Source organism: Nocardia sp. NPDC020380, from assembly GCF_044386975.1.
Classification (GTDB): Bacteria; Actinomycetota; Actinomycetes; order Mycobacteriales; family Mycobacteriaceae; genus Nocardia.
In genome coordinates this window covers 128,453-154,964 of record NZ_JBIRVQ010000001.1, presented here as the reverse complement: position 1 = coordinate 154,964, position 26,512 = coordinate 128,453, and the positions used below count along the sequence as shown (strand labels likewise).

The 26,512-nt window shown below is 69.5% G+C and carries 25 protein-coding genes; 14 read left to right on the top strand and 11 right to left on the bottom strand.

Annotated features, from left to right (window positions below; genetic code table 11):
* Window positions 1-9: 9 nt before the first annotated feature.
* Together ACH438_RS00680 and ACH438_RS00675 are read right to left on the bottom strand one after the other, a co-directional pair.
* Window positions 10-1,206 (bottom strand): ATP-binding cassette domain-containing protein, encoded by a 1,197-nt coding sequence (locus ACH438_RS00680; protein ID WP_396999632.1) that lies wholly within the window; start codon window positions 1,204-1,206, stop codon window positions 10-12.
* On the bottom strand, window positions 1,203-1,919 hold the full coding sequence (locus tag ACH438_RS00675; RefSeq protein WP_396999630.1) for a hypothetical protein: 717 nt from the start codon (window positions 1,917-1,919) through the stop codon (window positions 1,203-1,205). Before ACH438_RS00675 ends, ACH438_RS00680 begins: the two co-directional genes overlap by 4 nt.
* 129 nt (window positions 1,920-2,048) lie before the next feature.
* On the opposite strand from ACH438_RS00675, the gene ACH438_RS00670 reads away from it, so the two are divergent.
* Together ACH438_RS00670 and ACH438_RS00665 are read left to right on the top strand one after the other, a co-directional pair.
* Window positions 2,049-2,879 (top strand): helix-turn-helix domain-containing protein, encoded by an 831-nt coding sequence (locus ACH438_RS00670; protein WP_396999628.1) that lies wholly within the window; start codon window positions 2,049-2,051, stop codon window positions 2,877-2,879.
* A 13-nt stretch (window positions 2,880-2,892) separates the two neighbouring features.
* A complete protein-coding gene (locus tag ACH438_RS00665; RefSeq protein ID WP_396999626.1) occupies window positions 2,893-3,345 on the top strand; it encodes a VOC family protein in 453 nt (150 codons plus the stop codon).
* Between the two features lie 2 nt (window positions 3,346-3,347).
* Here the strand turns inward: ACH438_RS00665 and ACH438_RS00660 are convergent, their stop codons facing one another.
* A complete protein-coding gene (locus ACH438_RS00660; protein ID WP_396999624.1) occupies window positions 3,348-4,394 on the bottom strand; it encodes a glutathione S-transferase family protein in 1,047 nt (348 codons plus the stop codon).
* Between the two features lie 184 nt (window positions 4,395-4,578).
* Here ACH438_RS00660 and ACH438_RS00655 point away from each other — a divergent pair, with 184 nt between their 5' ends.
* Together ACH438_RS00655 and ACH438_RS00650 are read left to right on the top strand one after the other, a co-directional pair.
* Window positions 4,579-5,373: an enoyl-CoA hydratase/isomerase family protein gene (locus ACH438_RS00655; protein ID WP_396999622.1), complete on the top strand. Its 795-nt coding sequence runs from the start codon at window positions 4,579-4,581 to the stop codon at window positions 5,371-5,373.
* A 371-nt stretch (window positions 5,374-5,744) separates the two neighbouring features.
* Entirely contained in the window at window positions 5,745-6,980 is a 1,236-nt protein-coding gene (locus ACH438_RS00650) for a class I adenylate-forming enzyme family protein (protein ID WP_396999620.1), read from the top strand.
* Between the two features lie 18 nt (window positions 6,981-6,998).
* On the opposite strand, the gene ACH438_RS00645 is transcribed toward ACH438_RS00650, so the two are convergent.
* On the bottom strand, window positions 6,999-7,733 hold the full coding sequence (locus tag ACH438_RS00645; RefSeq protein ID WP_396999618.1) for a tyrosine-protein phosphatase: 735 nt from the start codon (window positions 7,731-7,733) through the stop codon (window positions 6,999-7,001).
* A 419-nt stretch (window positions 7,734-8,152) separates the two neighbouring features.
* Between ACH438_RS00645 and ACH438_RS00640 the strand changes: the two genes are divergently transcribed.
* Both ACH438_RS00640 and ACH438_RS00635 read left to right on the top strand, forming a co-directional pair.
* Window positions 8,153-8,632 (top strand): TetR family transcriptional regulator, encoded by a 480-nt coding sequence (locus ACH438_RS00640; RefSeq protein ID WP_396999616.1) that lies wholly within the window; start codon window positions 8,153-8,155, stop codon window positions 8,630-8,632.
* Between the two features lie 58 nt (window positions 8,633-8,690).
* Window positions 8,691-9,869, top strand: coding sequence for an amino acid deaminase/aldolase (locus tag ACH438_RS00635; protein ID WP_396999614.1), 1,179 nt, complete (start codon window positions 8,691-8,693; stop codon window positions 9,867-9,869).
* Window positions 9,870-9,924: 55 nt separating this feature from the next.
* On the opposite strand, the gene ACH438_RS00630 is transcribed toward ACH438_RS00635, so the two are convergent.
* Entirely contained in the window at window positions 9,925-13,878 is a 3,954-nt protein-coding gene (locus ACH438_RS00630) for an AAA domain-containing protein (protein ID WP_396999612.1), read from the bottom strand.
* A 307-nt stretch (window positions 13,879-14,185) separates the two neighbouring features.
* On the opposite strand from ACH438_RS00630, the gene ACH438_RS00625 reads away from it, so the two are divergent.
* The 3 genes from ACH438_RS00625 to ACH438_RS00615 all read left to right on the top strand — a co-directional run bounded on the left by ACH438_RS00625 (window position 14,186) and on the right by ACH438_RS00615 (window position 16,539).
* Window positions 14,186-15,046 (top strand): class I SAM-dependent methyltransferase, encoded by an 861-nt coding sequence (locus ACH438_RS00625; RefSeq protein ID WP_396999610.1) that lies wholly within the window; start codon window positions 14,186-14,188, stop codon window positions 15,044-15,046.
* Between the two features lie 157 nt (window positions 15,047-15,203).
* Complete coding sequence (locus ACH438_RS00620; protein ID WP_396999608.1) at window positions 15,204-15,950, top strand: alpha/beta hydrolase; 747 nt, start codon at window positions 15,204-15,206, stop codon at window positions 15,948-15,950.
* Between the two features lie 61 nt (window positions 15,951-16,011).
* A complete protein-coding gene (locus tag ACH438_RS00615) occupies window positions 16,012-16,539 on the top strand; it encodes a gamma carbonic anhydrase family protein (protein ID WP_396999606.1) in 528 nt (175 codons plus the stop codon).
* On the opposite strand, the gene ACH438_RS00610 is transcribed toward ACH438_RS00615, so the two are convergent.
* A complete protein-coding gene (locus ACH438_RS00610; protein ID WP_396999604.1) occupies window positions 16,523-17,167 on the bottom strand; it encodes a phosphoribosyltransferase in 645 nt (214 codons plus the stop codon). The genes ACH438_RS00615 and ACH438_RS00610 overlap by 17 nt on opposite strands.
* A 211-nt stretch (window positions 17,168-17,378) precedes the next feature.
* Here ACH438_RS00610 and ACH438_RS00605 point away from each other — a divergent pair, with 211 nt between their 5' ends.
* Complete coding sequence (locus ACH438_RS00605; protein ID WP_396999602.1) at window positions 17,379-17,576, top strand: hypothetical protein; 198 nt, start codon at window positions 17,379-17,381, stop codon at window positions 17,574-17,576.
* A 3-nt stretch (window positions 17,577-17,579) separates the two neighbouring features.
* Here ACH438_RS00605 and ACH438_RS00600 read toward each other — a convergent pair whose 3' ends face one another.
* Window positions 17,580-18,401 (bottom strand): carbon-nitrogen hydrolase family protein, encoded by an 822-nt coding sequence (locus tag ACH438_RS00600; protein ID WP_397000698.1) that lies wholly within the window; start codon window positions 18,399-18,401, stop codon window positions 17,580-17,582.
* A 256-nt stretch (window positions 18,402-18,657) separates the two neighbouring features.
* On the opposite strand from ACH438_RS00600, the gene ACH438_RS00595 reads away from it, so the two are divergent.
* Window positions 18,658-20,454: a DEAD/DEAH box helicase gene (locus ACH438_RS00595; RefSeq protein WP_396999600.1), complete on the top strand. Its 1,797-nt coding sequence runs from the start codon at window positions 18,658-18,660 to the stop codon at window positions 20,452-20,454.
* Window positions 20,455-20,606: 152 nt separating this feature from the next.
* On the opposite strand, the gene ACH438_RS00590 is transcribed toward ACH438_RS00595, so the two are convergent.
* Entirely contained in the window at window positions 20,607-21,377 is a 771-nt protein-coding gene (locus ACH438_RS00590; RefSeq protein ID WP_396999598.1) for a hypothetical protein, read from the bottom strand.
* 170 nt (window positions 21,378-21,547) lie between these two features.
* Here ACH438_RS00590 and ACH438_RS00585 point away from each other — a divergent pair, with 170 nt between their 5' ends.
* Window positions 21,548-22,717 (top strand): acyl-CoA dehydrogenase family protein, encoded by a 1,170-nt coding sequence (locus ACH438_RS00585; RefSeq protein WP_396999596.1) that lies wholly within the window; start codon window positions 21,548-21,550, stop codon window positions 22,715-22,717.
* 9 nt (window positions 22,718-22,726) lie between these two features.
* Complete coding sequence (locus tag ACH438_RS00580; protein WP_396999594.1) at window positions 22,727-23,851, top strand: acyl-CoA dehydrogenase family protein; 1,125 nt, start codon at window positions 22,727-22,729, stop codon at window positions 23,849-23,851.
* Between the two features lie 7 nt (window positions 23,852-23,858).
* On the opposite strand, the gene ACH438_RS00575 is transcribed toward ACH438_RS00580, so the two are convergent.
* Together ACH438_RS00575 and ACH438_RS00570 are read right to left on the bottom strand one after the other, a co-directional pair.
* Window positions 23,859-24,251, bottom strand: a complete 393-nt coding sequence (locus tag ACH438_RS00575; RefSeq protein ID WP_396999592.1) for a nuclear transport factor 2 family protein — start codon at window positions 24,249-24,251, stop codon at window positions 23,859-23,861.
* A 116-nt stretch (window positions 24,252-24,367) separates the two neighbouring features.
* Window positions 24,368-24,892, bottom strand: coding sequence for a hypothetical protein (locus ACH438_RS00570; protein WP_396999590.1), 525 nt, complete (start codon window positions 24,890-24,892; stop codon window positions 24,368-24,370).
* A gap of 322 nt (window positions 24,893-25,214) precedes the next feature.
* Between ACH438_RS00570 and ACH438_RS00565 the strand changes: the two genes are divergently transcribed.
* Window positions 25,215-25,469: a hypothetical protein gene (locus ACH438_RS00565; protein WP_396999588.1), complete on the top strand. Its 255-nt coding sequence runs from the start codon at window positions 25,215-25,217 to the stop codon at window positions 25,467-25,469.
* A gap of 53 nt (window positions 25,470-25,522) precedes the next feature.
* Here ACH438_RS00565 and ACH438_RS00560 read toward each other — a convergent pair whose 3' ends face one another.
* Window positions 25,523-26,434, bottom strand: a complete 912-nt coding sequence (locus ACH438_RS00560) for a hydroxymethylglutaryl-CoA lyase (RefSeq protein ID WP_396999586.1) — start codon at window positions 26,432-26,434, stop codon at window positions 25,523-25,525.
* Window positions 26,435-26,512: the final 78 nt, after the last annotated feature.

Genomic DNA, 26,512 nt, shown 5'->3' with positions numbered 1-26,512 from the left:
GGATCGTCCTCAACGTGGCGCCCCGTAGATCGCGGGGGTGCGGACGGCGGAGCCGGTGGGGCGGGTGAGGGCGGCCAGGACCTGGTCGGGGTGGATGTGTTCGGAGGTGACCTCGGTGAGCTGGACGCGGACCGCGGCGGCGGCCGATTCCAGTTCGGCGAGGGAGGTTTCGGCGATGGCGAGGCGGCCGTCGGGGCGCATGACGGCATCGGTGAAACCGCGGGCGGCGAGCATGGTGGCCAGGGCGATGGGGCTGGAGGCCTTGACCAGCAGGCGGTCCGGGTGGCTGCGGCGCAGGCGGGCCGGGCTGCCCTGGTAGACGATGCGGCCGGTGTCGAGGACGATGAGCTCGTCGGCGACGGGGATGACGCTGCTCAGGGTGCGGGAAGTGAGCAGGACCGTGCCGCCGCGGCGGGCGTGCGCGTTCAGATACTCGTAGAGCCAGGCGGTTTCGGCGGCGTCGAGGCCCGCGGTGGGGTCGTCGAGAAGCAGCAGCTGCGGGTCACCGAGCAGGGCGATGGCCAGCGCCAGCCGGGTGCGCACGCCTTCCGTCACGCGGTCGATGCGCTGTTCCGCGACCTCGTCCAGCCGGGTCTGCGTGAGCAGTCCGTCCACCCGGGCGTCGGAAACGCCTGCGGCAGCGGCATATACGCGCAGCTGGTCGCGCACCTTCCGGCGCGAATGCAGTCCGCGCGGAGTCAGCACCGCCCCCACCGCATCGGCTCCCGGCGTATCGCTCACCCCGAGCCCACCGCTCGCCGCGACATTCGAGGTGTTCGAGATGCTGCGCGCATAGATCGGATTGACGCCGATCCCGCCGCCATGGCCACCGGTCCCGGTGCCATTGTTGCCCGAGGCGCCGTTGCTGCCGCCGAGGGTGGCAGGGCCGTTGCCGGGCGCGCCTCCGCCTCGGCTGTCTCCGTCGTTGCCCCCGGCCGTCCAGCCGGATGCGTTGTCGCCGACCGTGGTTTCGGCACTCGCGGGAGCGGTGTTGGCGAATGTGCCCATGGTCGCGCTGCCCGCGGTGGGGGTCAGTTGGCCGAGGAGGAGGCGGAGCACGGTGGTCTTGCCCGCGCCGGGCGGGCCGACCAGGGCGGCCACCGTGCGGGTGGGGACGACGAAGCTGATGTCGTCGACCGCGGTGCGGGTTTCGAAGGTCTTGCTCAGCCCGGTGGCGGCGAAGGCGAGCGGCCGGGGGCCCGTCACGGGCGGCTCGTCCGGGGCGCGGGTTCCACGGCGGGCAGCGGATCGGCGTCGATGATCAGCGGCCGCGGCCAGCCGGGCGGTGGTGGGCCGAAGGCGCGGCGGGCATTGTCGACCACCTGGTGGCCGAGGGCCCGGTTGCCGAATCCGCCGATGGCCGCGCCGATTCCGGCCGGAATCACGCTGCCGATCATGACGGCGCTGCGCTTGGCGAGGAACTGCACCAGGAACCGTTTGAGCAGCGTGTCGTTCATGCTGCTGATGCCGGGGATCTTGCTGCTGAGCAGCGTTCCCCAGTTCTTGGCGGAGTGGCCGACGCTCTTCTCCACGATGTCCATGCCGCTCTCGCCGAGCACCACGGCGAGTACGAGGGCGCGCCGGCGTTCCTTGTCCTCGGGGGTGACGCCGTGCACGGCCGCGACGGCGAGCGTGAACACGGCCGAGGCCTCCAGCACGAACGCGGTTTCCGCGCTCATGGCGGCCAGCGAGGTGATGGTGCCGACGCCGGGTACGGCCGCGGTGGCGCCGACGGCGGTGCCGCTGCCGGTGACGGCATTGAGGTAGAGCTTCTCGATGCGCGTGAGGATCTGCGCGGGTGTCTCGTCCGGATGCGCGTCCCGCAGCTTGCCCACGTACCTGGTGACCGCGGGCCCTTGGACCTGGGCACCGTTGTCGAGCAGCGAGACGACCGTCTTCTCGAGCCCGGCCTTGAACATCGCGACACCCCTTACTCAGTGCGGTCCTCCGACCGGAACTCTATGGCACTCGGTCAACGATCCGCGACAGACCGCGGTTCCGGACCACCAGGTTCCCTCCGGATGCCCGATCGGCCTACGGTGAAACCCGTGGCTGGTGTGTCCGAGGGCGCGTCGGGTCTCCCGCATCCGCGCTTGCGGCCTTTCGTACAGGGGTACGAGGGCTATCGCTTGCACGGTTTCGAACCGGGCACGCATATCGGCATGCCCGCGTCGACGCTGACCGTGATCATCACCATCGACGAGCCCATCCACGTGCCGGTGTCCTCACAGCCCGGTCAGCCCGGCGGACATTGGGACATGCTGGCGAGCGGTCTGACCGTGCACCCCGCGACGATCGCGCACAACGGTTTCCAGCACGGCATCCAGTTGAGCCTGACGCCGGCGGGCTGCCGGGCCCTGTTCGGCATGCCGTCCGCCGCGCTCGGTTCGTGGATCGTGGAGTTGCCGGACGTGCTGGGCGCCCGGGCCCGCGAACTGCGGGAGCGGCTCTCGGTGACGCCGCAGTGGCGCCGTCGCTTCACGATTCTCGACGAGATCCTGTTGCGTGAGCTGCATCCGGTGCCCTGGGACGATGAGCTGACCCAGGCCTGGGAGCTGTTGTCGGGCCCGGATCCGGCGGTGCGGGTGGCCGCCGTCGCGGACGAGATCGGCTGGAGCCGAAGGCATCTCGGCAATCGTTTCGCCGCCGAGTTCGGTGTCACTCCCAAGGACGCGGCGCGTATCGCCCGTTTCGAGCGTTCGCATCGCATGCTGCGCACGCCGGTGCTGCCGCCGCTGTCCGAGATCGCGGTGCGGTCCGGCTATTACGACCAGGCGCATATGGCCCGCGAGTGGCGGGAGCTGGCCGGTATGCCGCCGTCGGTGTGGCGGGAGCGCGAGGAGTTCCCATTCGTCCAAGCCCTGGAGCCCGCCGAATAGCGAGGGTGGAGGCATGACCGAAACAACCTCAGTACAGACCGGCCCTTCGGTACCGTCGGGCCGCTTCACGCAACAGGGCGCCGTGATCTGGCCGACTCTGGTCTATCGCGATGCGCGCGCCATCATCGCCTTCCTCGAGCAGGCGTTCGGTTTCACCACCGCCGCCTGCTACGCCGAGGGTGACACCGTGGTGCATGCCGAACTGTCCTGGCCGGGCGGCGGCGGCATCATGCTCGGCGAATACCGGGAGGATATGGCCCTGTCGTGCCAGCCGCCCGGCGCCGGTTCCATCTATATCGTGGTCGCCGATCCGGATGCGGCGTATGCCCGCGCGCAGGCCGCGGGCGCGAACATCACCAGGGAGCTGCGTGACGAAACCGATTACGAATCAAGGGGTTTCGTCTGCCGCGACCCCGAAGGCGTCTATTGGAGCTTCGGCACCTACGGGGGCGCGCGGGCGGAGTGATCTCAGTCGGCGTGCTCGGGTGCGCTGAGCGCCGAGTGCGAGGCGGGGACGATCTCGGCGGGCACCGGCGGCGGGGGCGGGGTCCCGTCGCCGAAGGGCCTGCCGCCCAAGGCTTCCCGGCCGTGCGGGGTGAGCCAGTTCGACAGTTCGGGCCCCTTGGGCACGATCCGCGTCGGGTTTATATCGGTGTGCACGATGTAGTAGTGCTGTTTGATCTGGGTGAAGTCGATGGTGTCGCCGAAGCCCGGGGTCTGGTAGAGATCGCGGGCGTAGGCCCACAGCACCGGGAACTCGATGAGCTTCTGCCGGTTGCACTTGAAGTGCCCGTGATAGACGGGATCGAAGCGGGCCAGCGTGGTGAACAGCCGGACATCGGCCTCGGTGAGGGTGTCGCCGACCAGGTAGCGCTGGGTGCGGAGTCGTTCCTCCAGCCAGTCCAGGGCGGTGAAGAGCCGGTCGTAGGCGGCGTCGTAGGCCTGCTGGTCGCCGGCGAAGCCGCAGCGGTAGACACCGTTGTTGACCTCGGTGTAGACGCGGCGGTTCACCGAATCGATCTCGGGCCGAAGGTCTTCCGGGTAGAGCCTGGGTGCGCCGGGCCGGTGGTACGCCACCCATTCGGTGGAGAAGTCGAGGGTCATCTGGGCGTAATCATTGGTGACGACCTGACCGGTCGGCACGTCCACGATGGCGGGCACGGTGATGCCGCGCGGATAGTCGGGGTACCGCTTGAAGTAGGCGTCCTGCAGGAAGTGGATTCCCAGTACCGGATCCACCTCGCCGGGATCCAGATCGAAGGTCCAGCTGCGCTTGTCGTGCGTGGGCCCGCACAGTCCGAGCGACAGTACCGATTCCAGCCCGAGCAGCCGCCGCACGATGAGCGTCCGATTCGCCCAGGGGCAGGCCCGCGCCGCGACCAGCCGATATCGCCCGGCCTCGACGGGATACCCGTCGTGCCCGTCCGCGGTGATCCGCGTGGTGATGTAGTTCGTGTCCCGCTTGAATTCCCCTGGCTCCACGTAGCTGCCAGGTTGCGATTGCGCAGTGGTCACCCGCCCAGTCTGTCAGACCTGGCAAGGTTCGCGGCCGTCTCGGTCTGGACTGCGGCTTGATAGACCTCCGCCTTGGAGCGGGGGAGCGAAGCGGAGGAGCGGAGGGAGGGAAGACCGAGACTTCGGGGCCGCGAACCCACCCGGCGCGAAGCGGCGGGAGAGGGCAGAGCCTAGATTCGGGCTTATGACTGACTCGAAGCCCACGCGGCTGGAACGCGCCGTCACCGCTGGTGGCGCGGATACGGCGATCCTCACCATTGCGCATCCGCCCTTGAATCTCTTCGACAAGGCCCTGCTGGAGGCGCTCGCGGTAGATATCGAGGAGCTGTCGGCGCGCCCGCCGCGCGCGTTGCTGATCCGCGCGGACGGCAAGGTCGTGTCGGGCGGCGTGGACGTGCACGTGTTCGACGGGTTGTCCATCGACGAGGGCGCCGAGCTGTGGCGGACCCTGTTCGCCCGCATCATTCATCCGCTGGAGGCGCTGCCCTGCCCGGTGCTCTTCGCGGCGCACGGCCTGACCCTGACCGCGGCCTTCGAGATCTCGCTGGCCTGCGACATCATCCTGGCGGCGCCCAAGGCCAAGTTCGGTCTGGTGGAGACGGTGGTCGGCCTGACCCCGTCCATGGGCGGCCCGCAGCGGCTGGCCGAGCGCGCCGGATCCGGTCGCGCCCGGGAATTCGTCATGACCGGCGACCTGTACGACGCCGCCACCCTGGCCGAGTGGGGTGTGGTGAACGCCGTGCACGAGGATGTCGAGACCGCCGCCCGGGACCTGCTGGCGCGGCTGGCCGATGGCCCGACGCGAGCGCACGCCGCCACCAAGCAGATCATCGGCGCGTGGCGTTCGGGTGGTGTGGCGCATGCGGATTCGGTGACTCCGGAGGTCTCCGGCCAACTCTTCGCTACCGAAGATCTGAAAGGCGCGGTCCGCAGTTTCCTCGAAGTAGGCCCCGGAAAAGCCACTTACACGGGAAAGTAAGCGACAGTACGACTGTGACGCTCGAGGCGCGCTAATTCCCCTGCGGCACCGCAATTTCGCTCTTATTGCCGCAGCGGAATTGGTGCGCCGACGTGTTTTCGGGAGTGTCGGGCTTCGTGTCGGCTAACGCGTTATCGACCCCCTACGGCGTGTCGCGGATAGGGGCGGGGGTTAGGGGAGAGAAGCGACGGTGAACCACTTCTACGTGCGGCTTTACCGGAATTCGGTCCGACCGTAGGGGTATGCACCGGGCCGTGTTGTGTTTCGAAGGGGTGAACCCGGGCATCGGTTTGCCGACAATCCGCCCATGGCTGTGATCTGCATCATATAGTCACTGGTGCCTGGAGGCAGCGAGGCACTCGGAGGGACGAATGTCGCAGTTACTGGTGGAGTATCCGCACTCGCGAAATGCCTGGTGCGGCAACCCGCTTGCGCGCGGTGCCGACGGCATCCTGCGCTATGGCAACCTGACGCCCGCGCTGACCGAGCTATTGGACATTCAGGTGCACACCTTCGCCGGCCGGGAGGCCGTGGTCGAGATCGGCGGCCCGCGCCTGACCTACCGCGAACTCTGGTATTCCGCGTCCCGCATCGCCGGCGGCCTGCAGGAGCACGGCATCGGCTACGGCGACCGGGTGGCGGTCCGCATGCCGGTGGGCGCGCGCTGGGTGCAGGCCTTCCTGGGCGCCCTGCTGTCCGGCGCGGTGCCGGTGCTGGTGCACGACGGGCTGCCGGATGCGCTGGCGGCACAGGTGATTCGCGATGCCTGCGCCGACTACGTGCTGGACGGCGGCGGCAGCGCGGCCGGCTACCGCGAGGCGCTGCCGGACGCCGCGGCGTTCATCGACGACGGCGCGTCGCTGGGCGAGCTGGCACTGCTCTGCTACACGAGTCCCGGCGCCGATCCCGGCCCGCGCGGCGTGGAGCTCACCAACGAGAACCTGTTGTCGGCCATCAGTTCCGTGGTCGGCGCGCTGGAACTGCCGACCGAGGGCCTGCGCAATCTGGTGCTGCTGCCGCTCGCGCACGCGAGCGGGTGTGTGGATCAGCTGCTGCCGACCTTCGCGGTCGGCGGGACCGTGGTGCTCACCCCGGATCCGGCGGCGGTGCCGGAAACCCTGGTGGCGGAACGAATAGACATGGTGTCGGCGACACCTCGCATCTTCGCCGGACTGCTGCCCGGGCTCGCCGGGTTGCGGGTCGAGCAGGTCCGGCAGGTCTGCAGCGCCGGGCACCGCGCCGAACTCGCCGTCACCGATCCGGCCACCTCCGAATCGGTCGCCGACACGCTCCGGGAGGTGTTCCCCGCGGCCCGGCAGTGGTCGGTGTGGGGCGCCACCGAGACCAGCGGCATCGGCCTGGCCCGGGAGGACGGCGCCGCCCGGGACGCGCTCGGATTTGCCTTCGGTGGTACCGAATTGGCCCTGTGGGGCCCGGAAGCCGCGGCAGGGCAGGGTGAACTGCTCTGCCGCGGCCCGAATGTGACCCGCCGGTACTGGAACGATCCGCTGACCACCGAATCCCGTTTCACGGGAGCCTGGTTCCACACCGGTAATCAGGTGAGCATCGATCCGGACGGCCTGGTCCGCCGCGCCCTGGCGGAGTGATCCGCCCGCCCGCGGGATTCAGTCGACGAGGCGGGTGCGGAGGCGCTCGCGGGTTTCCGGGGTGATGCCGACCTCGGCGAGGTAGCCGTCCAGGCCGCCGTACATGGCCTGCATGGATTCGGTTGCGGCGGCCAGGTATTCGGGCTTCACGCCGAGCAGGTCCTCGGAGAGTTCCTCGTTGGTCTCGTCGCTCATGAAGGAGCGCAGGACGGGGACGGCGTCATTGCTGAGCAGGTAGTCGGCGTAGATGTCCTCTTCGGTGACGTCGACGGCGCGCAGCAGGGTGGCGACGGCCCAGCCGGTGCGGTCTTTGCCGGCGGCGCAGTGCACCAGGGCGGTGCCGGCGAGTACGGATTCGGCGAGGGCGCGGATGGCGTCGTGGGCTTCGGGGAGGGCGGGGAAGGTCCGGTAGACCTCGAGCATGTGCCCGAGGGCGGTGGCGGCATTGCGGGCCTCGTGCGGCGGGGCTTCGCCCATGCTGAGGTCGAAGGGCGTCACGTGCAGCCGGGCGGATTCGGGGAGCTGGTCGGCGCCGATGAAGTCGATCTCGGCGTGGCCGCGCAGGTCGTGCACGTCGGTGACGCCGAGCCGGACGAGGGTGGCGAGGCCATCGTCGTCGAGTCGGCTGAGCTGTGCCGATCGCAGCAGGACGCCGTGGCGGATGGTGGCTCCGGTGCTGGTGCGGGCGCCGCCCACATCACGGAAATTGAAGGTGCCGGAGATCAGGAATTGGTCCGGTCGCGCTGCAGTCACCCGCTCAGGCTATCGGTGGGACGGTATCGCGTGGGTGACGGAGGACCGATGACCGGGCGAATTGTGGTGGGGTGACAGATGCGTAATGGGGCCTTGCCCTGTGCGCTCGGGCACAGTCGCTATGTTTGCGCGATCTCGCTTCGTAAAATACCGAACGGTCCTAATGCGGTGTTTACCAGGCAAACGATCTATTCTGACGATTCCCATTCGATCGCGGGCCTGTTCCGATTAGGTAACAAAACAATCCTTAGGTACGGAAACGGCTATCAAAGCTGGTTACCAACCCAGAAAAGGTCGTATCGTGGATACCCGTTGAACGGGTACGCCGGGTCCTGCTCGGGGATCAGTGCCGATCTGCAACCCGTTGAGCGAGCCGCGCAAGCGAGGTGCGCGAGTTCTTTCGCCAAAGGGAGTCGTCGTTGAGCGCAAGTGGAGAAATCATCCAGGTCGGAGTGCGTCCGGCCATGACCGAGGCCATCGAGAAGACGGCGTCGGCGCTGGACTTCACCGGCAATCGTGCGTTGCGAATCCTGCTGCACGCGGGAGTGAGCACGCTGTGGCCGATCTTGAAGTCCACTCCGGACCGGCAGATCCGGGCTTATGAGCAGACGCTGAGCATGCTGCGCCGGCGTTGGGAGAACGAGGCTGTGTGTGTGCCGGACCCGGCGGCTGCCGCCGGATTCCGGGGCCTGGACGCGGAGGTGACCGCGTTCCTGGAGTTGTGTGCCCAGCGGTCGGCCACGCAGTGGCTGGAGCCGGTGGATGCCATCGCGGCGTATCTGGTCGCGGTCATTCAGGGCATGGTGTTGCGGTGGCTGGCCGATTGCGATGACGAGATCTCACTCGTCGTCATGGACGACCTGGTGTCGTATCTGTCCACGAAAGCGGTTGATCTTTAGGGCGGGGATCTGCGCGGAAATACTGGACGACTGACCAAGTTCGTGGTCGAATGAACTGGTGACCGACTCGTCGTCAATCGCGGTGCTGAATACGGCCACCGCCGATCTCGACCCGCCCCTGGCCGCGGTCGACCTGACCGCCCTGCGCGCGAACGCCGCCGATCTGGTGCGGCGGGCCCGTAACGTGCCGATCCGGGTGGCCAGCAAGTCGGTGCGCTGCCGCGCCGTCCTGGAAGAAGTACTGGGGGACAAGCTCACCGCCTCCGGCGGCTTCGCCGGCATCATGGGATATTCGCTCGCGGAAGCCATCTGGCTGGTGCGCGAGGGCGCCCGCGACATCCTGCTCGGCTACCCGACCGCCGACCGCGCGGCCCTCGCGGAACTCGCGAGCGATCAGGTCCTGCTCGACTCCATCACCCTCATGATCGACGACGTCGATCAGCTCGACTTCATCCGCGCCGCCGTCGGCAGCGAAAACATCGCTCCCCGTGTATGTCTCGACGTGGACGCCTCCCTGCGCATCGGACCGCTGCACCTCGGCGTGCGCCGCTCGCCCATCCGCACCCCCGAACAGGCGGCGCAGCTCGCGGCCGAAACACAAAGGCGCGGGTTCAAGGTCGTCGGCGTCATGACCTACGAGGCGCAGATCGCCGGGCTGCCCGATACGAATCCGGCTGTGCGCCTGGTGAAGAAGGCGTCCGCCATGGAAATCCTGAAGCGCCGCCGCCGGGTGGTGGATGCCGTGCGCAGCACGATCGGCGAACTGGAGATCGTGAACAGCGGCGGCACCGGCTCCATCGAGGTCAGCATCGCCGATCCGGACGTCACCGAGGTGACCGCCGGATCCGGGCTCTACCTGCCGACACTATTCGACGGCTACCGCAATCTGGCGCATCGGCCGGCCATGTACTTCGCACTGCCGGTACTGCGCCGGCCCGCGACGGGCATCGCCACGGTGTTCTCCGGCGGCTACATCGCCTCCGGGCCCACCGGCGCCGCCCGCGTACCGAAACCGGTGTGGCCCTTGGGTTTGAAGCTCATCGGCACCGAGGGCGCGGGCGAGGTGCAGACCCCGCTCACCGGCGCGGACGGACTGCGCATCGGCGACCGCGTCTGGTTCCGGCACGCCAAGGCGGGCGAACTCTGCGAACGGTTCACGCGGGTGCACCTGGTCGACGGCGACGGCAGCCGCACCACCGTTCCCACCTACCGTGGCGAAGGGCAGTGCTTCGGCTAGCAGCCGATCGGCCGGGGTCCGGCCGGCGATGGCCGCCCGCGCCATCCGGTTGCCGCTAGACGCGGTCCAGTTGTAAGACGGCGGCCAAGTCCGAGAGCTCGGCGGTCGTGGCCGGGAGATATTCGGTCAGCAATGGCGAGCGGACGATGACCGCCGACCACATGGCCCGGGAAATGGCGCTGGTCAGCCAGTGCCGCGACAGTAGCGGCGCGATGCCGTGCGGCGCGTCCTTGGGCGCGGAGGTGGTCATGGAGACCAGCACCACCGCGGCCTCCCGGCCCTGGAAATGATCGGGCGTGCCGACCAGCACATCCTCGATCCGGGCCCGCGACAACAGGGTTCGGATGCGCGCCACCTGCGCGTGATACGGCGCGACCACCAGAATGTCGTGCGGATGCAGCCGGCGGGTCACCGCGCCCGTGTGCCACGGCAGGCCCAGCAGGGTCCGCACCTGGCGGACGATCTCCCGGGCCTCCTCGGCGGATTCGGTGCTGTTGCCGTGGTGTTCGACGGTCACCGTCCGCACGCCCGGCGGAATACCGTCGAGTTCCCGTGCCAGGGTGACGGTTTCATTGGAGCGCAGCCGATTGTCGTATCGCAGCCGGGAGACCGGGCCGCTCATGCGCGGATGCATGCGCCAGGTGCGATCCAGGAAATAGCCGTAGCCGGCGGGCAGGGTGCGATGCGCGCCCACCACCCGGCCCAGCACCGATTCGTCGACCGCCTCCGGATGCACGCCGTACCCGTCCAGCGGGGCGGGATCGCCGACCAGCAGCAGGTTCCGGGCGCACACCGCCACCGCGGCCGCGTCGGCCAGCGGGAACTTCCCGGCATCCACGACCACGAGCAGGTCCAGGCTGTCGCGGGGCACGCGGTCGGAATCGGTGAAATCGCGTGGCAGGCCGCCGACCACGCAGCCGTTCACCGCATTGTCGAGGAACCGCGCGTACCGGGCCGGTTCGATGGGCAGCCATTCCGGCGCGACCGCACGCGCGTCCGCCTTGGCCACGAGTTCGGGCAGCACGCCCACCTCGACCACCGCGTCCAGCACGTGCTCGACCACGGCGTGTGCGCGGGCCACCACGCCCACCCGCCACTTGTAGCGGGTGACCAGGCGTTCCACCACGCGGGCCGTGGTGTCGGTCTTGCCGGTGCCGGGCGGGCCCTGCACCGCCACATAGGAATCGGCGAGATCCAGCACGGCCGCGGTGACGGCGGCGGCGTGATCGCCGAACACCTCGGGCAGCGCCTCACCGGCCAGCAGCCGGGGCGGGCGGCGGCAGAGGATGTCGAAGACCGCCGTCTCCGGCACCTGCGGCAGGGTCACCAGCAGGTGATGCGCCGTATCCTCCAGCGCCTCTTCGAGATACACGTCCGTGCCCGGCGGGCAGGGGGCGATGGCGGTCGGCAATTCGTCATAGGGTTGGCAGCCGTCGGGCAGGAACTCCACCAGTCGCACGGCGTCGGCGAAGCTGCCGTCCAGGGTGCAGCCGAGCACGGTGGCGTAGGCGGTGGCGCGATGACCGGGGGCGGCGGACATGCCGGGTGCGGGACGGTCGTAGAGGGTGAGCACGGGAGTGCCCGGCGCCGGGGCGTTTCCGGTGCCGAGGCGGCCCGTCAGGGTGAGATAGCGGCGCATGCCGCGGCTGGTGCTGTGCCAGCCGGTGTCGACGGTGCTCCAGTCGGCCACGAGTACGCCCGGCGTATCCGCCCATTCGTCCACCGGATGATCCAGGCGGTCGTCGTGCGCCCAGCGCAGTGGCCGCCGCTCCCGCCGGTGGTAGCCGAGCGCCGCGGCCGTGAAGGCCGCCGCCACCTGCGCCTCGCAGGGTTCCGGCTCGCTCTCCGCGAATTCGCGTAGCGCCGCCTCGATTTCCTCGGGCCCGGTCTCGGCGTAGTCGTATGCCCATCGCCGCACCGGCTGCACGCCGTGCTCGGCGCCCTGGCTGAGCAGCCAATCCCGCAGCCGCAGTACGGCTTCCGCGCCCTGTTCGGATTCCCCTTGATTGGGTGGCAGCTGATGCAGGTCGTAGGACCGCTCACCCACGATCAGCGCGGCCCGCACGATCGGATACAGGTCGACCAGCGCGGGCAGCAGCTCCGCCACCAGATCCTCACCGTCGGAACGCCGTTCGCCCAGCAGGCTCAACAGCCACCGCACCGCCCCGCGATAATGATGAATCCGCAGCTCCGGCCGCTCCCGCTGCCGCTGCACCAGAAACTCCAGCAGCGCGTCCCCGTCATCCCCGGCCCCCGGACCCACCCCGCCGCCGTCCGCCTCCGCCCGCCCCTCGGTCCGGATCACGAACCGCCGCACCGTCACCGCCCACTCCGCCGCGGGCGCGGGCTCGAAACCCAATGTCCGAGTCTGCAACTCGGATCCGAACACCGGTAGCTCGGCGGTCGTGACCGCCGCCGATCCCCAATCGGCCGCCTCCGCTCGCTGCCCCGTCGCACCCTCGGGCGGGATGGCGGTCGATCCGGATGGCTGTGCGGCCGGGTCGACTGCACCGATCGGCTCGGCCGGGATTCCCGCTGCGCCCGGACCGGAATATGCCCTCGCAGTGGATGGTCCGGCGCCTTCCGCCGCTTCGCCCGGGAGCTGATCCGGTGTGCCCATGTGTGCTTGCCTGCCGGATCCGTGGTAGATGCCGGCGGGCGAATCGGCGTTTCGCGCAGCGGTTTCCAGGTGGCGGACCGAGGCTTTGGCGGATCGGATGGTGATGATCAGATCGCCCGGGAGCTCACCGAGGTCCGTGGTCGGCGGGCCGGTCAGCGGGCGGACGCTCAGGAAGAGGTCGGCCGTCGTGGGGCGTGGTAGCGCGGCCAGGGCGGTGGCGTCGGCGAGGGTGTGCGTGGGGTGGCCGGTGCGTTCGCGCTGGAGCTGTAGCTCGGCCTGGCGGCGCAGCGTGGCGAAGGCGGGCGCCGGAACGCCCGCGACCGTGAGTTCGGCGGCGGCCAGGCGGTCGACGGTGGTGATGCCCGCATCGCGCAGCTGGGCGCGGGTGGCGGGCCGCATTCCGGCGACCAGCAGCAGGTCGCGGCGGGTCAGCAGTTCGGCATTGCAAACGGGACAATTACCGCAGGCGAGGAAGCGGCGATCGCCCCACTGCACGGGCAGCAGCTCACCGAGTTTGGTGTCGACGATCAGGTCCAAGCGTGCCCGCCGCGCCTGATGCACGACCGCGATATCGGACAGCAGATAGGTCCGCGGCCTGCCGTCCACCCACAACCGGGCATGCGGCGCGGGCCGGAAATCGCTGTGCCGCAGCGCCTCCGCCATGGCGGCGAGGCCGAGCAGCGCGGTGATCTTCGTGGCTCGCGTAGCCACGGCCGCGGGCAGGTAGTCGTGCGTCTCGGGCGTGTGATCACGCAGCAGGAAATCGCAGCGCGCGGCGAAGCCGCCGTCCAGCACCACGGCGCCCGCCACCGCGTCGGCGCCCGCCCCGAGCGCCGCGAGCGTCTGCTCGTGCGCCACCCGCAGCGCCGCGATGGCCGTCGCCGCATCCGGAGTGCCCGGTGCCGCGCCCGCGGTGACGACCGGTCCCGCGCCGACAGCGGCAGCTGTGGCGCCGGCCGTCACCGCCACATCGATCGCTTGCGCTGCCGCGGCATCCGCGATGAGAGTTGCCGCCGGATCCCTTGTGCTGGCCGCTGCGGCACCTGTGGTGCGAGCGGTTGCCGTGTTCGTGATGTGGTGGGCTGCGCTCGCGTGCGTGGCGCGGGCTGCTGCCGCGTCGGTGGCGCGGGCCGCTGCCGTCTCGGCTGCGGTATCCCGCACGCGGATTCGGACAGTGCCGGTGCCGTACCGGTCGCGTAGGTCCGCGAGTCGTCGCTCGGCCGCGGTGTCCGATTCGGGCGCGGGTTCCGGGTGGGGGGTGGCCTCGAATTCGACCGGCGGCACCAGTCCCAATTCGGCGTCGAGGGCGCGCAGCAGCGCGAACTCGCAGCGCGCTGCCGCGACCAGGTCACCGGTGCTGCACACGACACGATCACCGAACAGAATCAACCGCGGCCCTCCTGTGTCTCTCCGCGTGACACCCGCCCCCGGCCGGAGCATCGTTGCGTGGCCGAGTCGCGCAACAGCGTAATGACTGCGGGCCGCGGGATGTGGCGCCGGGGAGGATCCGCGCGGGCGCCGGTGCGGGTCGGTGCAGCCGCACGTCAGGGCGGGTTTTGCGGGCGATGTTGGGGCACAAGGCGACTCGTGGGCGCGGCGCGGCGGCGGCGGGCCCGCGCGGCCGGTCGCGGGCGGGAAACGACATCGACCATTTCGGCGTGTCGCCGTAGTGTGGTGGCGACGAGAGGGATTGATCATGCAGAACGGTGGACCCAGCCGCACCGCCTTGGGCGCTGCCCGCTATCGCGCCGAGCATCAGGTACTGGACGCCGCGAGCGTCTTCCGGGATCCGCTCGCCGTCGCGGTGGCGGAGCCGGGCAGCGGGCATGCGGGATTCGCGCCGGGGCATGTCGACCAGGACGCGGCGGTGGCGGCGCGCATGCGAATGTTCATCGTCTCCCGCTCCCGCTTCGCGGAGGACGCACTCGCCGACGCATACCGCGCGGGCGTCCGGCAGGTGGTTTTCCTGGGTGCGGGCCTGGACACCTTCGCCTACCGCAATCCGCATCCCGAGCTGCGGGTCTTCGAGGTGGATCACCCGGACACCCAGGCGTGGAAGCAGCAGCGGCTGGCCGAGGCGCAGATCCCGATCCCGGAATCGGTGACCTATGTGGGGGTCGACTTCGAACGGCAGCGGCTCGAAGACGTGCTGCCCGCAACGGGTTTCGATCCGGCGGCGCCCGCGTTCTTCATCTGGCTCGGCGTCACCGTGTATCTCACCCGCCCGGCCATCGCCACCACGCTGCGCACCATCGCCGGGTTCGCGCCCGGCACCGGACTCGTCTTCGACTACGGCCTGCCGTGGACACCGGGGACTCCGGAAGAGCGCGCCCGGGCCGAGGCGCGCATGCGGCGCCTGGCGGCGATCGGCGAGGAATGGGTCAGCTTCTTCACGCCCGAGGATATTGCGGCGGAACTACGCGAGGCGGGCCTGGAACTGGTCGAGGATCTCGCCCCCGACGTCGTGCTCGCGCGTTATCTGGAGGACCTCGAGCCCGCCGCACAGCGTCCCGGCCCGCATCTCGTGCGGGCCGTGGTCGCGACGCCTGCGGGCTGATCCGGCCGGCCGGAATCCGGATCCGGCCGTTCCACATTCCGGCCCCGGCCGCGTCACGAATCTGACGGGGCCGAGGGCACCTGCGGATTCGCGTACTACTCACCGGTCGCCCGACGAAGGGTCCCAATCTGACGCGGCGATTTGCCACAATCTCCGGATGCCTTATCTCGATGGCGCCCGCGGACGGCTCCACCACCGCAGGTGGCCGGTCGAACATCCGGTGGCCGCACTGGCCCTCCTGCCTGGGATCGGCCAGCACAGCGCCCACTACCACCGCTTCGCCCGCGCCCTGAATGCCGAACGCATCGAACTGTGGACCCTGGACACGTCCGGCCACGGTCTCAGCGAGGGCGACCCGGATCGTCCGGGCACGCTCGCCGAACTCACCGCCGACGCGCACACCTTCCTCGATCCCATCCGGCCCGGGGTGCCGCTGATCCTCATGGGTCATTCGCTGGGCGCGGCCACCGCGCTGGCGGTGATCGCGTCGCATCCGGAGCCGCGCTATGCGGGACTGATCCTGTCCGGTACGCCGAAGGCGGCGCTGGAGGGCCGCGAACCGAAGTCGGCCCGCGGCGCGAATCCCGTTCGCGCGGGGCGGCTTTCGCCCGCGGGCGCGCTGGCTCCGGCCGGTGTCGGCGCGGCGCGCATCCGGGCGCTGGGCGCGGAGGTCGGTGAATCCGGTTGGACGGGACCGATTCTGCCCGAACGCTTCCCGCTGCTGATCCTGCACGGCTGCGACGACCGGCGCGCCCCGCTGGACCCGGTGCGCGACTGGTCCCGCGAGGTGTCGGCGGAATTCCACGATTACCCCGATACCGGGCACGACATCCTGCACGAGCCGGCGCACGCCCGGGCCACCGCGGATGTCACGGCGTGGGTGCGCGACCTGGTGATCGGCTGAATCGCGTGTGACACGGATTCGGCACGGTGCGGGCCGTGCCGGATGTGGCACGGTGGAGGGCGTGCCACTCTACGAATTCGAAGGCAAGCGGCCCACCGTCGATCCGACCGCGTTCATCGCGCCCACGGCCGTCCTCATCGGGGATGTGCGGGTCGAGGCGCGGGCCTCGGTCTGGTACGGCGCGGTGCTGCGCGCCGACCTGGCGCCCATCATCATTCGCGCGGGCGCCAATGTGCAGGACAACTCGGTGATCCACGGGCCGGAGGACGTGCCCGTGGAGATCGGCCCCGGCGCCACCATCGCGCATTCGGTGGTGTTCCACGGCGCCACGCTGGGGGCGGAATCCATTGTGGGCAACGGCTCCACGGTGCTGGATGGCGCGAAGATCGGCAGCGGCACCATGATCGCCGCGCATTCCCTGGTCGCGCCGGGCGCCGACATCCCGGACGGCGTGCTGGCGGCGGGCTCGCCGGCGGTCGTGAAGAAGTCCCTGGCCGGTACGCAGGCGGAGGTGTGGGTGCGGACCAATCCCACCTACTACGCCGAGCTGGCGCAGCGGCATCTGAAGGGCCTCAACGAGATTCGCTGATCCCGCCGGGCCGCAGGTAGGCGACGACCTCTTCGTCGGTGAGCTGATGGAAGTCCTGGTACACGGCGCCGACGCCGCCCATGGACCGCGGCACCAGCGGGCAGACCACCTGGTCGGCCAGGGCCCGGATGCGATGCAGCGCCTCGATCGAGGACACCGGCACCGCGACCACCACGCGCCGCGGTTCGTGCAGCCTCGCGATCTCGACCCCTGCCGCCATGGTGGCGCCGGTCGCCATGCCGTCATCGGCGATCACGACCGTGCGGTCCTTCAGCGGGATCGGCGCGCCCTCCCGCAGCACGCCGCGCCGCCGTTCGAGTTCGGTGCGTTCGAGCGCCTCGACCTCGGCGAGCTGTTCGACGGTAACCCCGGTGTGCCGCATGACATCCACGTTCAGCACCCGCACGCCGTCCTCGCCGATGGCGCCCATGGCGAGTTCGGGCTGCCACGGCACGCCGAGCTTGCGCACCAGCAGCACATCGAGATCGCCGCCTATGACATTTCGTATCGCCGCGGCCACCGGAACCCCGCCGCGGGGCAGTCCCAGCAGCAGCGGATCCGCCGCGCGCAGGTGCCCCAGAACCCCACCCAGCGCGCGCCCGGCGACCCCCCGGTCCGGATAGATCACTGCAGTTCAGTCTAGTTGCCGCGGGCGTCCGGCGGGGTGTCGCGGCGGGTTCGGGGCGGGCGGGTCCGGGAGCGGCCGGATCGGCGCGGCGAGCGTGGGGCGCGCCGGGTCGCTATGTTGGTGGAACCAGTTCGTGCCTGCTTGTCCGGAGTTCTTACCTGATCACCGGGCATCGTCGTAAGGTGTGGTTGCGGAGCGGGAGGAGACACGTGTGGCGAGCGGTGAATCCCGTTCGTGGGAAACGTGGTTGAAGGAGCTGACCGCGCAGGCCGAGGCGGCCGGTCTGGTGCTCCGCCGCAAGCACGAGGCGCCCTACGGCTGGGAACTGGTCCGGGACGGCGAAACGGTCGAGTGGGGATCCCTCGTGGACGTCGAACGGTATCTGCAGTCCGACAACCCGCAGGACTGACCCTTATTCGCCGCGGATCGTGTAGCGCCGCAGGGCCAGGCTCGGATTCGTGGCCCGCACCTCGTCCAGATGCTCGAGATCCAGATGCGCGGTGGCGATACCCGGCGCATCGCCCAGCTCCGCCAGCACCGCACCGGTCGGCGCCACGATCATCGACGCACCGCAGCCGCGCGGCTCGGCATGATCCGCGGCCGCCACGTACATGGTGTTCTCGATGGCCCGCGCGCGCAGCAGCGTCGTCCACTGATCGACCTTGCCGGGCCCCGGAATCCACTGCGCGGGCAGCAGCAGCACATGCGCGCCCGCCGCGGCCAGCCGCCGAATTCCTTCCGGGAAGCGCAGATCGAAGCAGGTCTGCATGCCGAACACCACACCGTCCACGCTGAACACCGGTGTCTGGTCGAGCGGACCGGGGACCACGAAATCGGATTCCTTGAAGCCGAAGGCGTCGTAGCAGTGCACCTTCCGGTACACGGCCGCGAACTCCGCGGCCGGCGACGCGGCCACCAGGGTGTTGAAGATGCGTCCCGGCGGTTCGTCGCCGCCCGGCTGCTCCACCACACCGGCCACCACATGCACCCCGAATTCGGCTGCGATACCGCGCAATCCGGTGACGAACGGCCCGGTCAGCGGCTCGGCGGCGGCCACCACCCGCTCGTCCAGCCGTTTGGTCGCGAACATGGAGTACTCGGGTGCGACCGCCACTTTCGCCCCCAGTTCGCTGGCGGCCTTGACCTCCGCCCGCAGTGCGGTGAGATTGGCCACGGTATCGGTGTAGGGATCGAACTGCACCACCGCCACGTCCACCGCCCCGGCGGGCGCGATCCCGGCGGCCACCACTTCCTGTGGCGCGGATTCGTGGATCGCCGTCGTGACCGCGCCCGAGCTGCCGGGTTCGGCGGTGCTGACGGTGCCGGTGACGTAATTGCGGACGGGAACTGGTTCGGTACGGCCCAGGCCGGAAGCCGAACCGACGGGCGTCGCGGAAGGGGACGCGGGCGGGTTGTCCGGTTGCACGACCTCCAGGGTATTGGCCCGATGGTCGGTGCGACACCTAGCAGGCAGTAAACTCCTGGTCAATATGAGTACCTCACCGGCCGACAGCGTTCCCAGCGACGACGAGAGGGACGTTTCCGGCCCGTCCTTCGCAGATCTCGGCATCGATGACCGCATCCTGCGGGCCATCGCCGATGTCGGCTACGAGTCGCCGTCGCCGATTCAGGCGGCCACGATTCCGCCGTTGCTCGCGGGCAACGACGTGGTGGGTCTCGCACAGACCGGTACCGGTAAGACGGCCGCGTTCGCCATCCCGGTGCTGCAGGGCATGCACGACACCGGCAAGGCGCCGAAGGCCCTGGTGCTGGCGCCGACCCGCGAACTCGCCATCCAGGTGGCCGAGGCGTTCGGCCGCTACGCCACGCACATGCCCGGCGTGCACGTGCTGCCCATCTACGGCGGGCAGAACTACGCGGTGCAGCTGTCGGGTCTGCGGCGTGGCGCCCAGGTGGTGGTCGGCACCCCGGGCCGCGTCATCGATCACCTGGAACGCGGCACGCTGGATCTGACGCAGCTGCAGTACCTCGTGCTGGACGAGGCCGACGAGATGCTCAAGATGGGCTTCCAGGAGGACGTGGAACGCATCCTGCGCGACACGCCCGCCGAGAAGCAGGTCGCGCTGTTCTCGGCCACCATGCCGACGGCGATCCGCAAGATCTCCAAGCAGTACCTGAAGGACCCGGTCGAGATCACCGTCAAGACCAAGACGTCGACCAACACCAACATCACCCAGCGCTGGGTGCAGGTGTCGCATCAGCGCAAGCTGGACGCGCTGACCCGCATCCTCGAGGTGGAGCCCTTCGAGGCCATCATCATGTTCGTGCGCACCAAGCAGGCCACCGAGGAACTGGCCGAAAAGCTGCGCGCGCGTGGGTATTCCGCGGCCGCCATCAACGGCGATATCGCGCAGGCGCAGCGTGAGCGCACCATCGGGCAGCTGAAGTCGGGTGTGCTGGACATCCTGGTCGCCACCGATGTCGCGGCGCGCGGCCTGGACGTGGAACGCATCTCGCACGTCGTGAACTACGACATCCCGCACGACACCGAGTCCTACGTGCACCGCATCGGCCGTACCGGCCGCGCGGGCCGCTCGGGTGACGCGCTGCTGTTCGTGGCGCCGCGCGAGCGCCGGCTGCTGGACGCCATCGAGCGGGCCACCCGCCAGTCGGTCACCCAGATGCAGCTGCCCAGCGTGGAGGACGTGAACGCGCAGCGCGTGCAGAAGTTCGGCGATGCCATCACCGAGAACCTGCAGTCGTCGAACCTGGCGTTGTTCCGCAAGCTCATCGAGGACTACGAGCAGGAACACGACATCCCGCTGGTGGACATCGCGGCCGCGCTGGCCGTCGGGTCCTACGACGGCGACAACTTCTTCATGGAGCCGGATCCGGAACCCGTTCGCCGCGAACGCGGTTCGCGCGAGTACGACGATCGCGATCGTGATCGTGCGCCGCGCGAGCGCCGCGAGGGACCCTCGCAGCACCGGCAGACCGGTGCGGAGATGGCCACCTATCGGATCGCGGTCGGCAAGCGGCACAAGGTCGCGCCCGGCGCGATCGTCGGCGCCATCGCCAACGAGGGCGGCCTGCGCCGCAGCGACTTCGGGCATATCAGCATCCGCCCGGACCACAGCCTGGTGGAGCTGCCCGCCGACCTGTCGCAGGAAACGCTGAACGCGTTGAGCCGCACCCGGATCAGCGGTCAGCTGATTCAGCTGCAGCTGGATTCCGGCCCGCCCGGACAGCGCCCGCTGACCCGCACGCCGCGCCGGGAGTTCCGGGGCGAGAACAAGCGATTCGATCGCCGCAAGCCGCGTTCCTGAGCCGATAGCGCTCGGCTCCCAGCCAATGGCAAAGGCCCGCACCGACTTCCACTGGAAGGGTGCGGGCCTTGCTCGTTCCGTGGTCCGCGACCGGAAGCGGTCCAGGGCCGACGGTGGCCGGTAACCGGAGGTGGCTCGCGACGGCCGGTCGGCTAGCTGCCGGGGACGATCAGCGGGGGCTGGTCCGTGGTGGTCGGGGCCGCCGGCACATTCGGGCCGCCCGGATCGACCGGCGGGGTGGTCTGGATCGGGCCGCCGGGGTTCACCGGATTGCCCTGGTCCGGTCCGCCCGGGTTCACGGGGGCGGCCGGGGCGTCGGGCACGGTGAACAGGCCGACGGTCGGGAGCACGACGCAGCGGGCGGCCGGGTAGTCGATGGTGCCCCAGAGCGAGGCGACGACGGTGCCGGGCCCGGTGTCGATGGTCTTCGACAGCGAGGGCAGGTTGTAGTCGGTGCGGTCGTCCAGGGCGTTGATGCCGCTGCGGCCGTTGTTCACGTTCAGCCAGGCGACACTGAGGCCCGAGGCGAGCGGAAAACCGTTCTGCTGCACGGTGGCCTGGACGATCATGGTTCCGGGCGGGCCCGCGATCGCGCCGTCCGGGCCGCCGGCGGTGATGGCATTGGCGGCGGCCAGGCTGAACGGCATGCTGTAGCCGCAGCCGAGGGTGGGCGCCATATAGGAGAAGGGCGTGAACCCGATGTCCTGCAGCTTGGCCGCGGCGATCAGCTGGGCGCTCTTGGCGGTGGCCTGCACGGCCGCCTGCGCGTCCGGATTGTCGCCCGCCGCCTGGGTGAGCTGTTCGAGGCCGGTTTCGGTGGGCGTCTTGGGCGCGTCGGCGCCGGCGGTGGCGACACCGACGAGGGCGGCGGCGGTGATGGCGGCGATCGATGCGGCGCGCCGGGTAAGGGTCCTGCCGTTCACTAGTACAGCTCCTGCGAACTCGGATACCGGGGTTGGGCTTCCCGGCAACGTACCAGCTCTGCTCGAGAGCCGGGAGGGCGAGCCGTCCGGTCGGTGTGATCCGGCCGACAACCCGGGCATTACCGGGGGGTAAGTTTGTAGGCGACACCACAGCAACGCTGGGAGATGCAATGAAGCTTGCCCTGTCACCCGATGAGGTGAAATTCCGCGACGAGCTGCGCGATTTCTACCGCACCAAGATCCCGGCGGAGATCCGCGACCGCGTGAAATACGGCCTCGAACTCTCGCGCGGCGACATCGTCACCACCCACCGCATCCTCAACGAGAACGGTTACGCCGTCCCGAAATGGCCCGTGCAGTGGGGCGGCCGCGACTGGACCCCCATGCAGCGCCACCTCTGGGAAGACCAAATGCAGCTGGCCTCCGTACCGGAGCCGCTCACCTTCAACGCCCAGATGATCGGCCCCGTGATCGCCCAGTTCGGCTCCGAGGAACTCAAGCAGCGCTTCCTGCCGCCCACCGCCAATCTCGACATCTGGTGGTGCCAGGGCTTTTCCGAGCCCGACGCCGGCTCCGACCTGGCCTCGCTGCGCACCACCGCGGTGCGTGACGGCGACTCCTACATCGTCAACGGCCAGAAGATCTGGACCACGCTGGCGCAGTACGCCGACTGGATCTTCTGCCTGGTGCGCACCGACCCCACCGTCAAGAAGCAGGCGGGCATCTCGCTGCTGCTCTTCGATGTGAAGACGCCCGGCGTCACCATCCGCCCGATCAAGCTCATCGACGGGCACCACGAGGTCAACGAGGTGTTCTTCGAGAACGTGCGGGTCCCCGCCGACCAGCTGGTGGGCGAGGAGAACATGGGCTGGACCTACGCCAAGTTCCTGCTCGGCAACGAGCGCACCGGCATCACCGGCGTCGGCCGCACCAAGGTGAAGCTGGGCGTCGCCAAAGAGTATGCGGCGCAGATCAAGTCGGGTTCCGGCACGCTGCTGGCGGATCCGGTGTTCGCGTCCCGCATCGCCGAACTGGAGAACGAGCTGCTCGCGCTGGAACTCACGCTCATGCGCGTGGTGTCGAATTCCAGTGACGGCAAGCCGAATCCGGCCTCCTCGGTGCTGAAGCTGCGCGGCTCCGAACTGCAGCAGGCCGCCACCGAACTGCTCCTCGACATCGCGGGACCGGACGCACTGCCGGTGAACACGGAGGGCATCGCCTCGCCCGGCTGGGCGCAGCGCAGCGGACCCTCGTACCTCAACTACCGCAAGACAACCATCTACGGAGGTTCCAGCGAGGTGCAGCGCACCATCATCGCCTCCACCATCCTCGGATTGTGAGCTGCCGCCATGGATTTCGAACTCACCGATGAACAGGTCATGCTGCGCGATACGGTCCGGGACCTGCTGGGCCGGGCGTACGCCCCCGAGAGCCTGCTGAAGACCGTCGACACCGACCTCGGCTGGAAGCGTGACGTCTGGCGTCAGCTCGCCGAACTCGGCGTGCTCGGACTCGCCTTCAGTGAGGAGGACGGCGGCGTCGGCGCCGGGCCCGTGGAGACCATGGTCGTGCTCGAGGAGGTCGGCCGGCGGCTCGCGCCGGAACCGATCCTGGACGCGGTGCTGGTGCCCGGACTGCTCGTGGCCGGAGCCGGGACCGCCGAGCAGCGGCAGCGGGTACTGCCCGAGGTGATCGGCGGCGAGAAACTGCTGGCCTTCGCCGATGAGGAGCCCGGAACCCGCGGGCCCGCAATCGAACTCGCCACCACGGCGACTGCGAAGGGTGACGGCTACACGCTCACCGGCGTGAAGAACCCCGTGCCGCACGGCGATTGCGCCGACCGGTTCGTGGTGAGCGCCGCCCTGCCCGACGGCGGTCTCGGCCTCTTCCTGGTCGACGCCGATGCCGCGGGCGTCACCCGCACCCCCTTCCGCACCTTCGACGAGCGCCGCGGCGCCCAGCTCGAATTCGCCGGCGCCCCGGCCGAACTCCTCTCCGGCGGAGACGCGCGGGCGGCGCTCGCCACGGCGACCGCGCAGGCGCAGGCGAGCCTGTGCGCCGAATCGCTCGGCGCCATGGAGGAGGCCCTCCGCCTCACCACCGAATACCTGAAGACGCGCAAGCAGTTCGGCGTCACCCTGTCCAAGTTCCAGACCCTCACCCAGCGGGCCGCGAACATGTACGTGTCCCTCGAACTGGCCCGCAGCATGAGCCTCTACGCCTCCGCCGCACTGGCCGACGACGTCACCGACCCGGTGGTCGCCGCCCGCGCCCGCCTCCAGGTCGGCCGCTCCGCCCGCCACATCGGCCAGGAGGCGATCCAGATGCACGGCGGCATCGGCATCACCGCCGAATACCCGGTGAGCCACTACGTCGCCCGCCTCACGGCCATCGGCCGCACCCTCGGCGGCGACCTCGAACACCTGCGCGTACTCAGCTCTCGCGTAGGCGATTACACACTGGTCGAGTTCTAGCGGATCGTCAGTCCTGGGCGGCGGCTGTCAGGTGGGTGACCACACACCGCCAGACACCGTCGTCCAGGACGAAGACATCGGTGGTCCACTCGTCCTGTTCGATCGTCCGATCCCGGTAGTGCACGGTGTTGACGACCCGGGAGTTCAACACGGCGGTATCGCCGTAGCGGCGGACGCGCGGTTCGCCTACCGCGGTCATGACGGAGTGTGTGAGCGCGCCGGTGCGCACCAGGTCCAGGAAGCCGGATCCCGGGGTGATCCCGCGCGAGCTGATGAAAACCCAGTCGGCAGTGACGAATTCGGCTATGGCGTCGGCATCGTTGCCGGCGACCGCGGCCAGGAAATCGGTGTGGACCCGCTCGATCGTCGCGTCCCGGCCGGTGGTGGCTGCTGTGGTCATGAGCCGACGGTAGGCCCGGAAACGGGGCCGGGGCTTGGACGAATGGGAACCCGCGGGTCCGCGCAGCGGGGGCGGGGCGGGTTGCCGCGCTGTCTCGTTCCAGTCGGCGCTCGGCGTCAGCCGCCGTGGGCGTCGTCGCCGGCGGGCTGGTCGGTGGTGCTGGTCGGGGGCGCGGAGGTGGTGCCGGCGCCGTCGTCCGACGGGGTGAACGGGTATGTGGGGTAGGTGCTTTCGGGGCGCGAGGTGGTGCGCGGGGCCGTGGGGCGCGTCCAGGTGGTGCGCGGGGCCGTCGTCAGCAGGGGGTCGTCGGCGCCGGGGTCGCCGGGGAGTGCGGTGGTGCTGCTGAAGGGGGTGTAGCTGTGGCGGGGCGGCTGATCGACGGCCACGCGCCAGGTGGGGGAGGGCGGGATGACGACGCCGGGGGTGCTGCTCGGCTTCGAAGTCTCCGGCGCCGCTTGCAGATCCGCGTTCATGGGTGGCGGTGCCACGTAGGTGTCCTGATGGCCCAGCCCGCACGCGCCGATGAGCACGAGGCCGAGCGACACCGCGCCGATCGCACCCATGACACCGACCACGGGCTTGGGTAGGCGGCGCAGCGGGGTGGCGCCGCGCTCATCCGCGGCGGCGTTGCTGCCGTCCATTGGGGGCACTCCTGTTTCGTGTCGAGTGGGCTCACCCTAACGGAGGCTGCGGTGTGGGGCCAGACGGATGCTCGGTTCGATAATCACGTCCGCACAAGGGGTTCTCGCAAGCCTCGAAAATATCTCAAACAGCGCTGATTCAGATATCGAATCAGTAAAGTCGGCGCGTTTTGCCCACGTGTTGTATGGACTTTTCGTTGCCGAGCCGTAATGTGTGTCCAAAGTTACACGGGAGACGCTCGAAAATAGCCGAGGGACGCGCCGCGATTCGCGGCCACGCTGCCGATTTGGTGCTTCGCAGAGCGTCATCGAGGAGTGGATGATGGGTGCATTCTCGACATCTCCGTTGCGCGCAGCGACGCGCAGGGGAGACACCGCGGCCGCACAGCCGTCGCGGGTGTCGGCAATCCTGGCCCGCATTGTCGCCTGGGTGATCTTCCTCGGAGGACTCACCGGCGCCGTCCTCGGCATCGCCGGCCTACGTGTCGAAATCACGGTGGCGGGGTTGATTCTCGCGTGCACGGCCGGCCTGGTGCTGTTGAAGTTGCGAGCCGACGCCGCTGCCTCCGGCCAATAACGTTCCGGTTGCCCGAATTGCTTCAGGCAACCGGTTGGCAAATAACGGATGAATTACGTGCCTGCCGGGATAACCCACTCGAAAGCTGCCGCTTTCGACCGGCTTCCCTCCGCGGCACGTGACCGATTGGGCTCCCCGAGTTCCGGCAGCAATCGCTCCGACATGCGCACCAGAGCCGCCAGCTTCGCGGGCGTGAACCACTCCGGACGCGTGGCGAACAGCAGATCCTCACTCGACGTGTTCCCGGACGCACCCGGCGCGAACGGGCAGCCGCCCAGCCCGCCCAGCGACCCGTCCACCACACCCGCGCCCGCCGCAATGGCCGCAAGGGAATTCGCCACACCCATACCCCAGGTGTCGTGGCCGTGGAACACGATCCGATGCTCCGGCGTACCCCAATGCCCTTCCGCCACCACGGCGGACAGCAACGCCCCCACCTGACCCGGGTACGCCTGGCCGAGCGTATCCGCGAGCACGATGTCCGCCGCACTCGCCGCCCGCGGATCGTGCGCGATGGCCAGCACCCGCTCCGGATCCACCGGACCGTCGAACGGGCAGGTGAAAGCCGTTGCCAGGCAGAGCTGAATGCGGCCGCCGACCTCCTGCGAGAAACGCACGGCCTCCGGTATGGCGGCCAGGCTGTCCTCGGTGGTGCGGCCGATATTCGCCTTGTTGTGGGCGTCCGACACCGAGAAGCAGTACTGGAAGTTGCGCACACCGGCCGCGGCGGCCTTCTCCACATGCCGTGGCGTGGCCACCCACAGCCAGCAGCGCTCCAGTTCTTCGGGAGTCAGCTCCGCGACCAGCTCGAGCGTATTGGCCATGGGCGGAACGAGATCGGGCCGCGCCATCGACCCGATCTCCAGTTCGGGCACACCCAGCGCGAGCAGCTCGCGCACGATCTCCACCTTGCGCGCGGTCGGCAGCACCTTCCCGGTGAGCTGCAACCCGTCCCGCAGCGTCACATCCCGCAGAATTGCCGAACTCTCCGGACTCGCGGCTCCACCTCTCTGCGCCGGGGCTTCGCCCCCGAACCCCCTTGG

What these genes read in the sequence shown, in the direction of transcription:
- ACH438_RS00565 (WP_396999588.1), top strand. Translation starts at nt 25,215, where the DNA reads ATGGGTGCATTCTCGACATCTCCGTTGCGCGCAGCGACGCGCAGGGGA.
- ACH438_RS00655 (WP_396999622.1), top strand. Translation starts at nt 4,579, where the DNA reads ATGACTGACTCGAAGCCCACGCGGCTGGAACGCGCCGTCACCGCTGGT.
- ACH438_RS00580 (WP_396999594.1), top strand. Translation starts at nt 22,727, where the DNA reads ATGGATTTCGAACTCACCGATGAACAGGTCATGCTGCGCGATACGGTC.
- ACH438_RS00595 (WP_396999600.1), top strand. Translation starts at nt 18,658, where the DNA reads ATGAGTACCTCACCGGCCGACAGCGTTCCCAGCGACGACGAGAGGGAC.
- ACH438_RS00620 (WP_396999608.1), top strand. Translation starts at nt 15,204, where the DNA reads ATGCCTTATCTCGATGGCGCCCGCGGACGGCTCCACCACCGCAGGTGG.
- ACH438_RS00650 (WP_396999620.1), top strand. Translation starts at nt 5,745, where the DNA reads ATGTCGCAGTTACTGGTGGAGTATCCGCACTCGCGAAATGCCTGGTGC.
- ACH438_RS00575 (WP_396999592.1), bottom strand. Translation starts at nt 24,251, where the DNA reads ATGACCACAGCAGCCACCACCGGCCGGGACGCGACGATCGAGCGGGTC.
- ACH438_RS00585 (WP_396999596.1), top strand. Translation starts at nt 21,548, where the DNA reads ATGAAGCTTGCCCTGTCACCCGATGAGGTGAAATTCCGCGACGAGCTG.
- ACH438_RS00665 (WP_396999626.1), top strand. Translation starts at nt 2,893, where the DNA reads ATGACCGAAACAACCTCAGTACAGACCGGCCCTTCGGTACCGTCGGGC.
- ACH438_RS00625 (WP_396999610.1), top strand. Translation starts at nt 14,186, where the DNA reads ATGCAGAACGGTGGACCCAGCCGCACCGCCTTGGGCGCTGCCCGCTAT.
- ACH438_RS00675 (WP_396999630.1), bottom strand. Translation starts at nt 1,919, where the DNA reads ATGTTCAAGGCCGGGCTCGAGAAGACGGTCGTCTCGCTGCTCGACAAC.
- ACH438_RS00570 (WP_396999590.1), bottom strand. Translation starts at nt 24,892, where the DNA reads ATGGACGGCAGCAACGCCGCCGCGGATGAGCGCGGCGCCACCCCGCTG.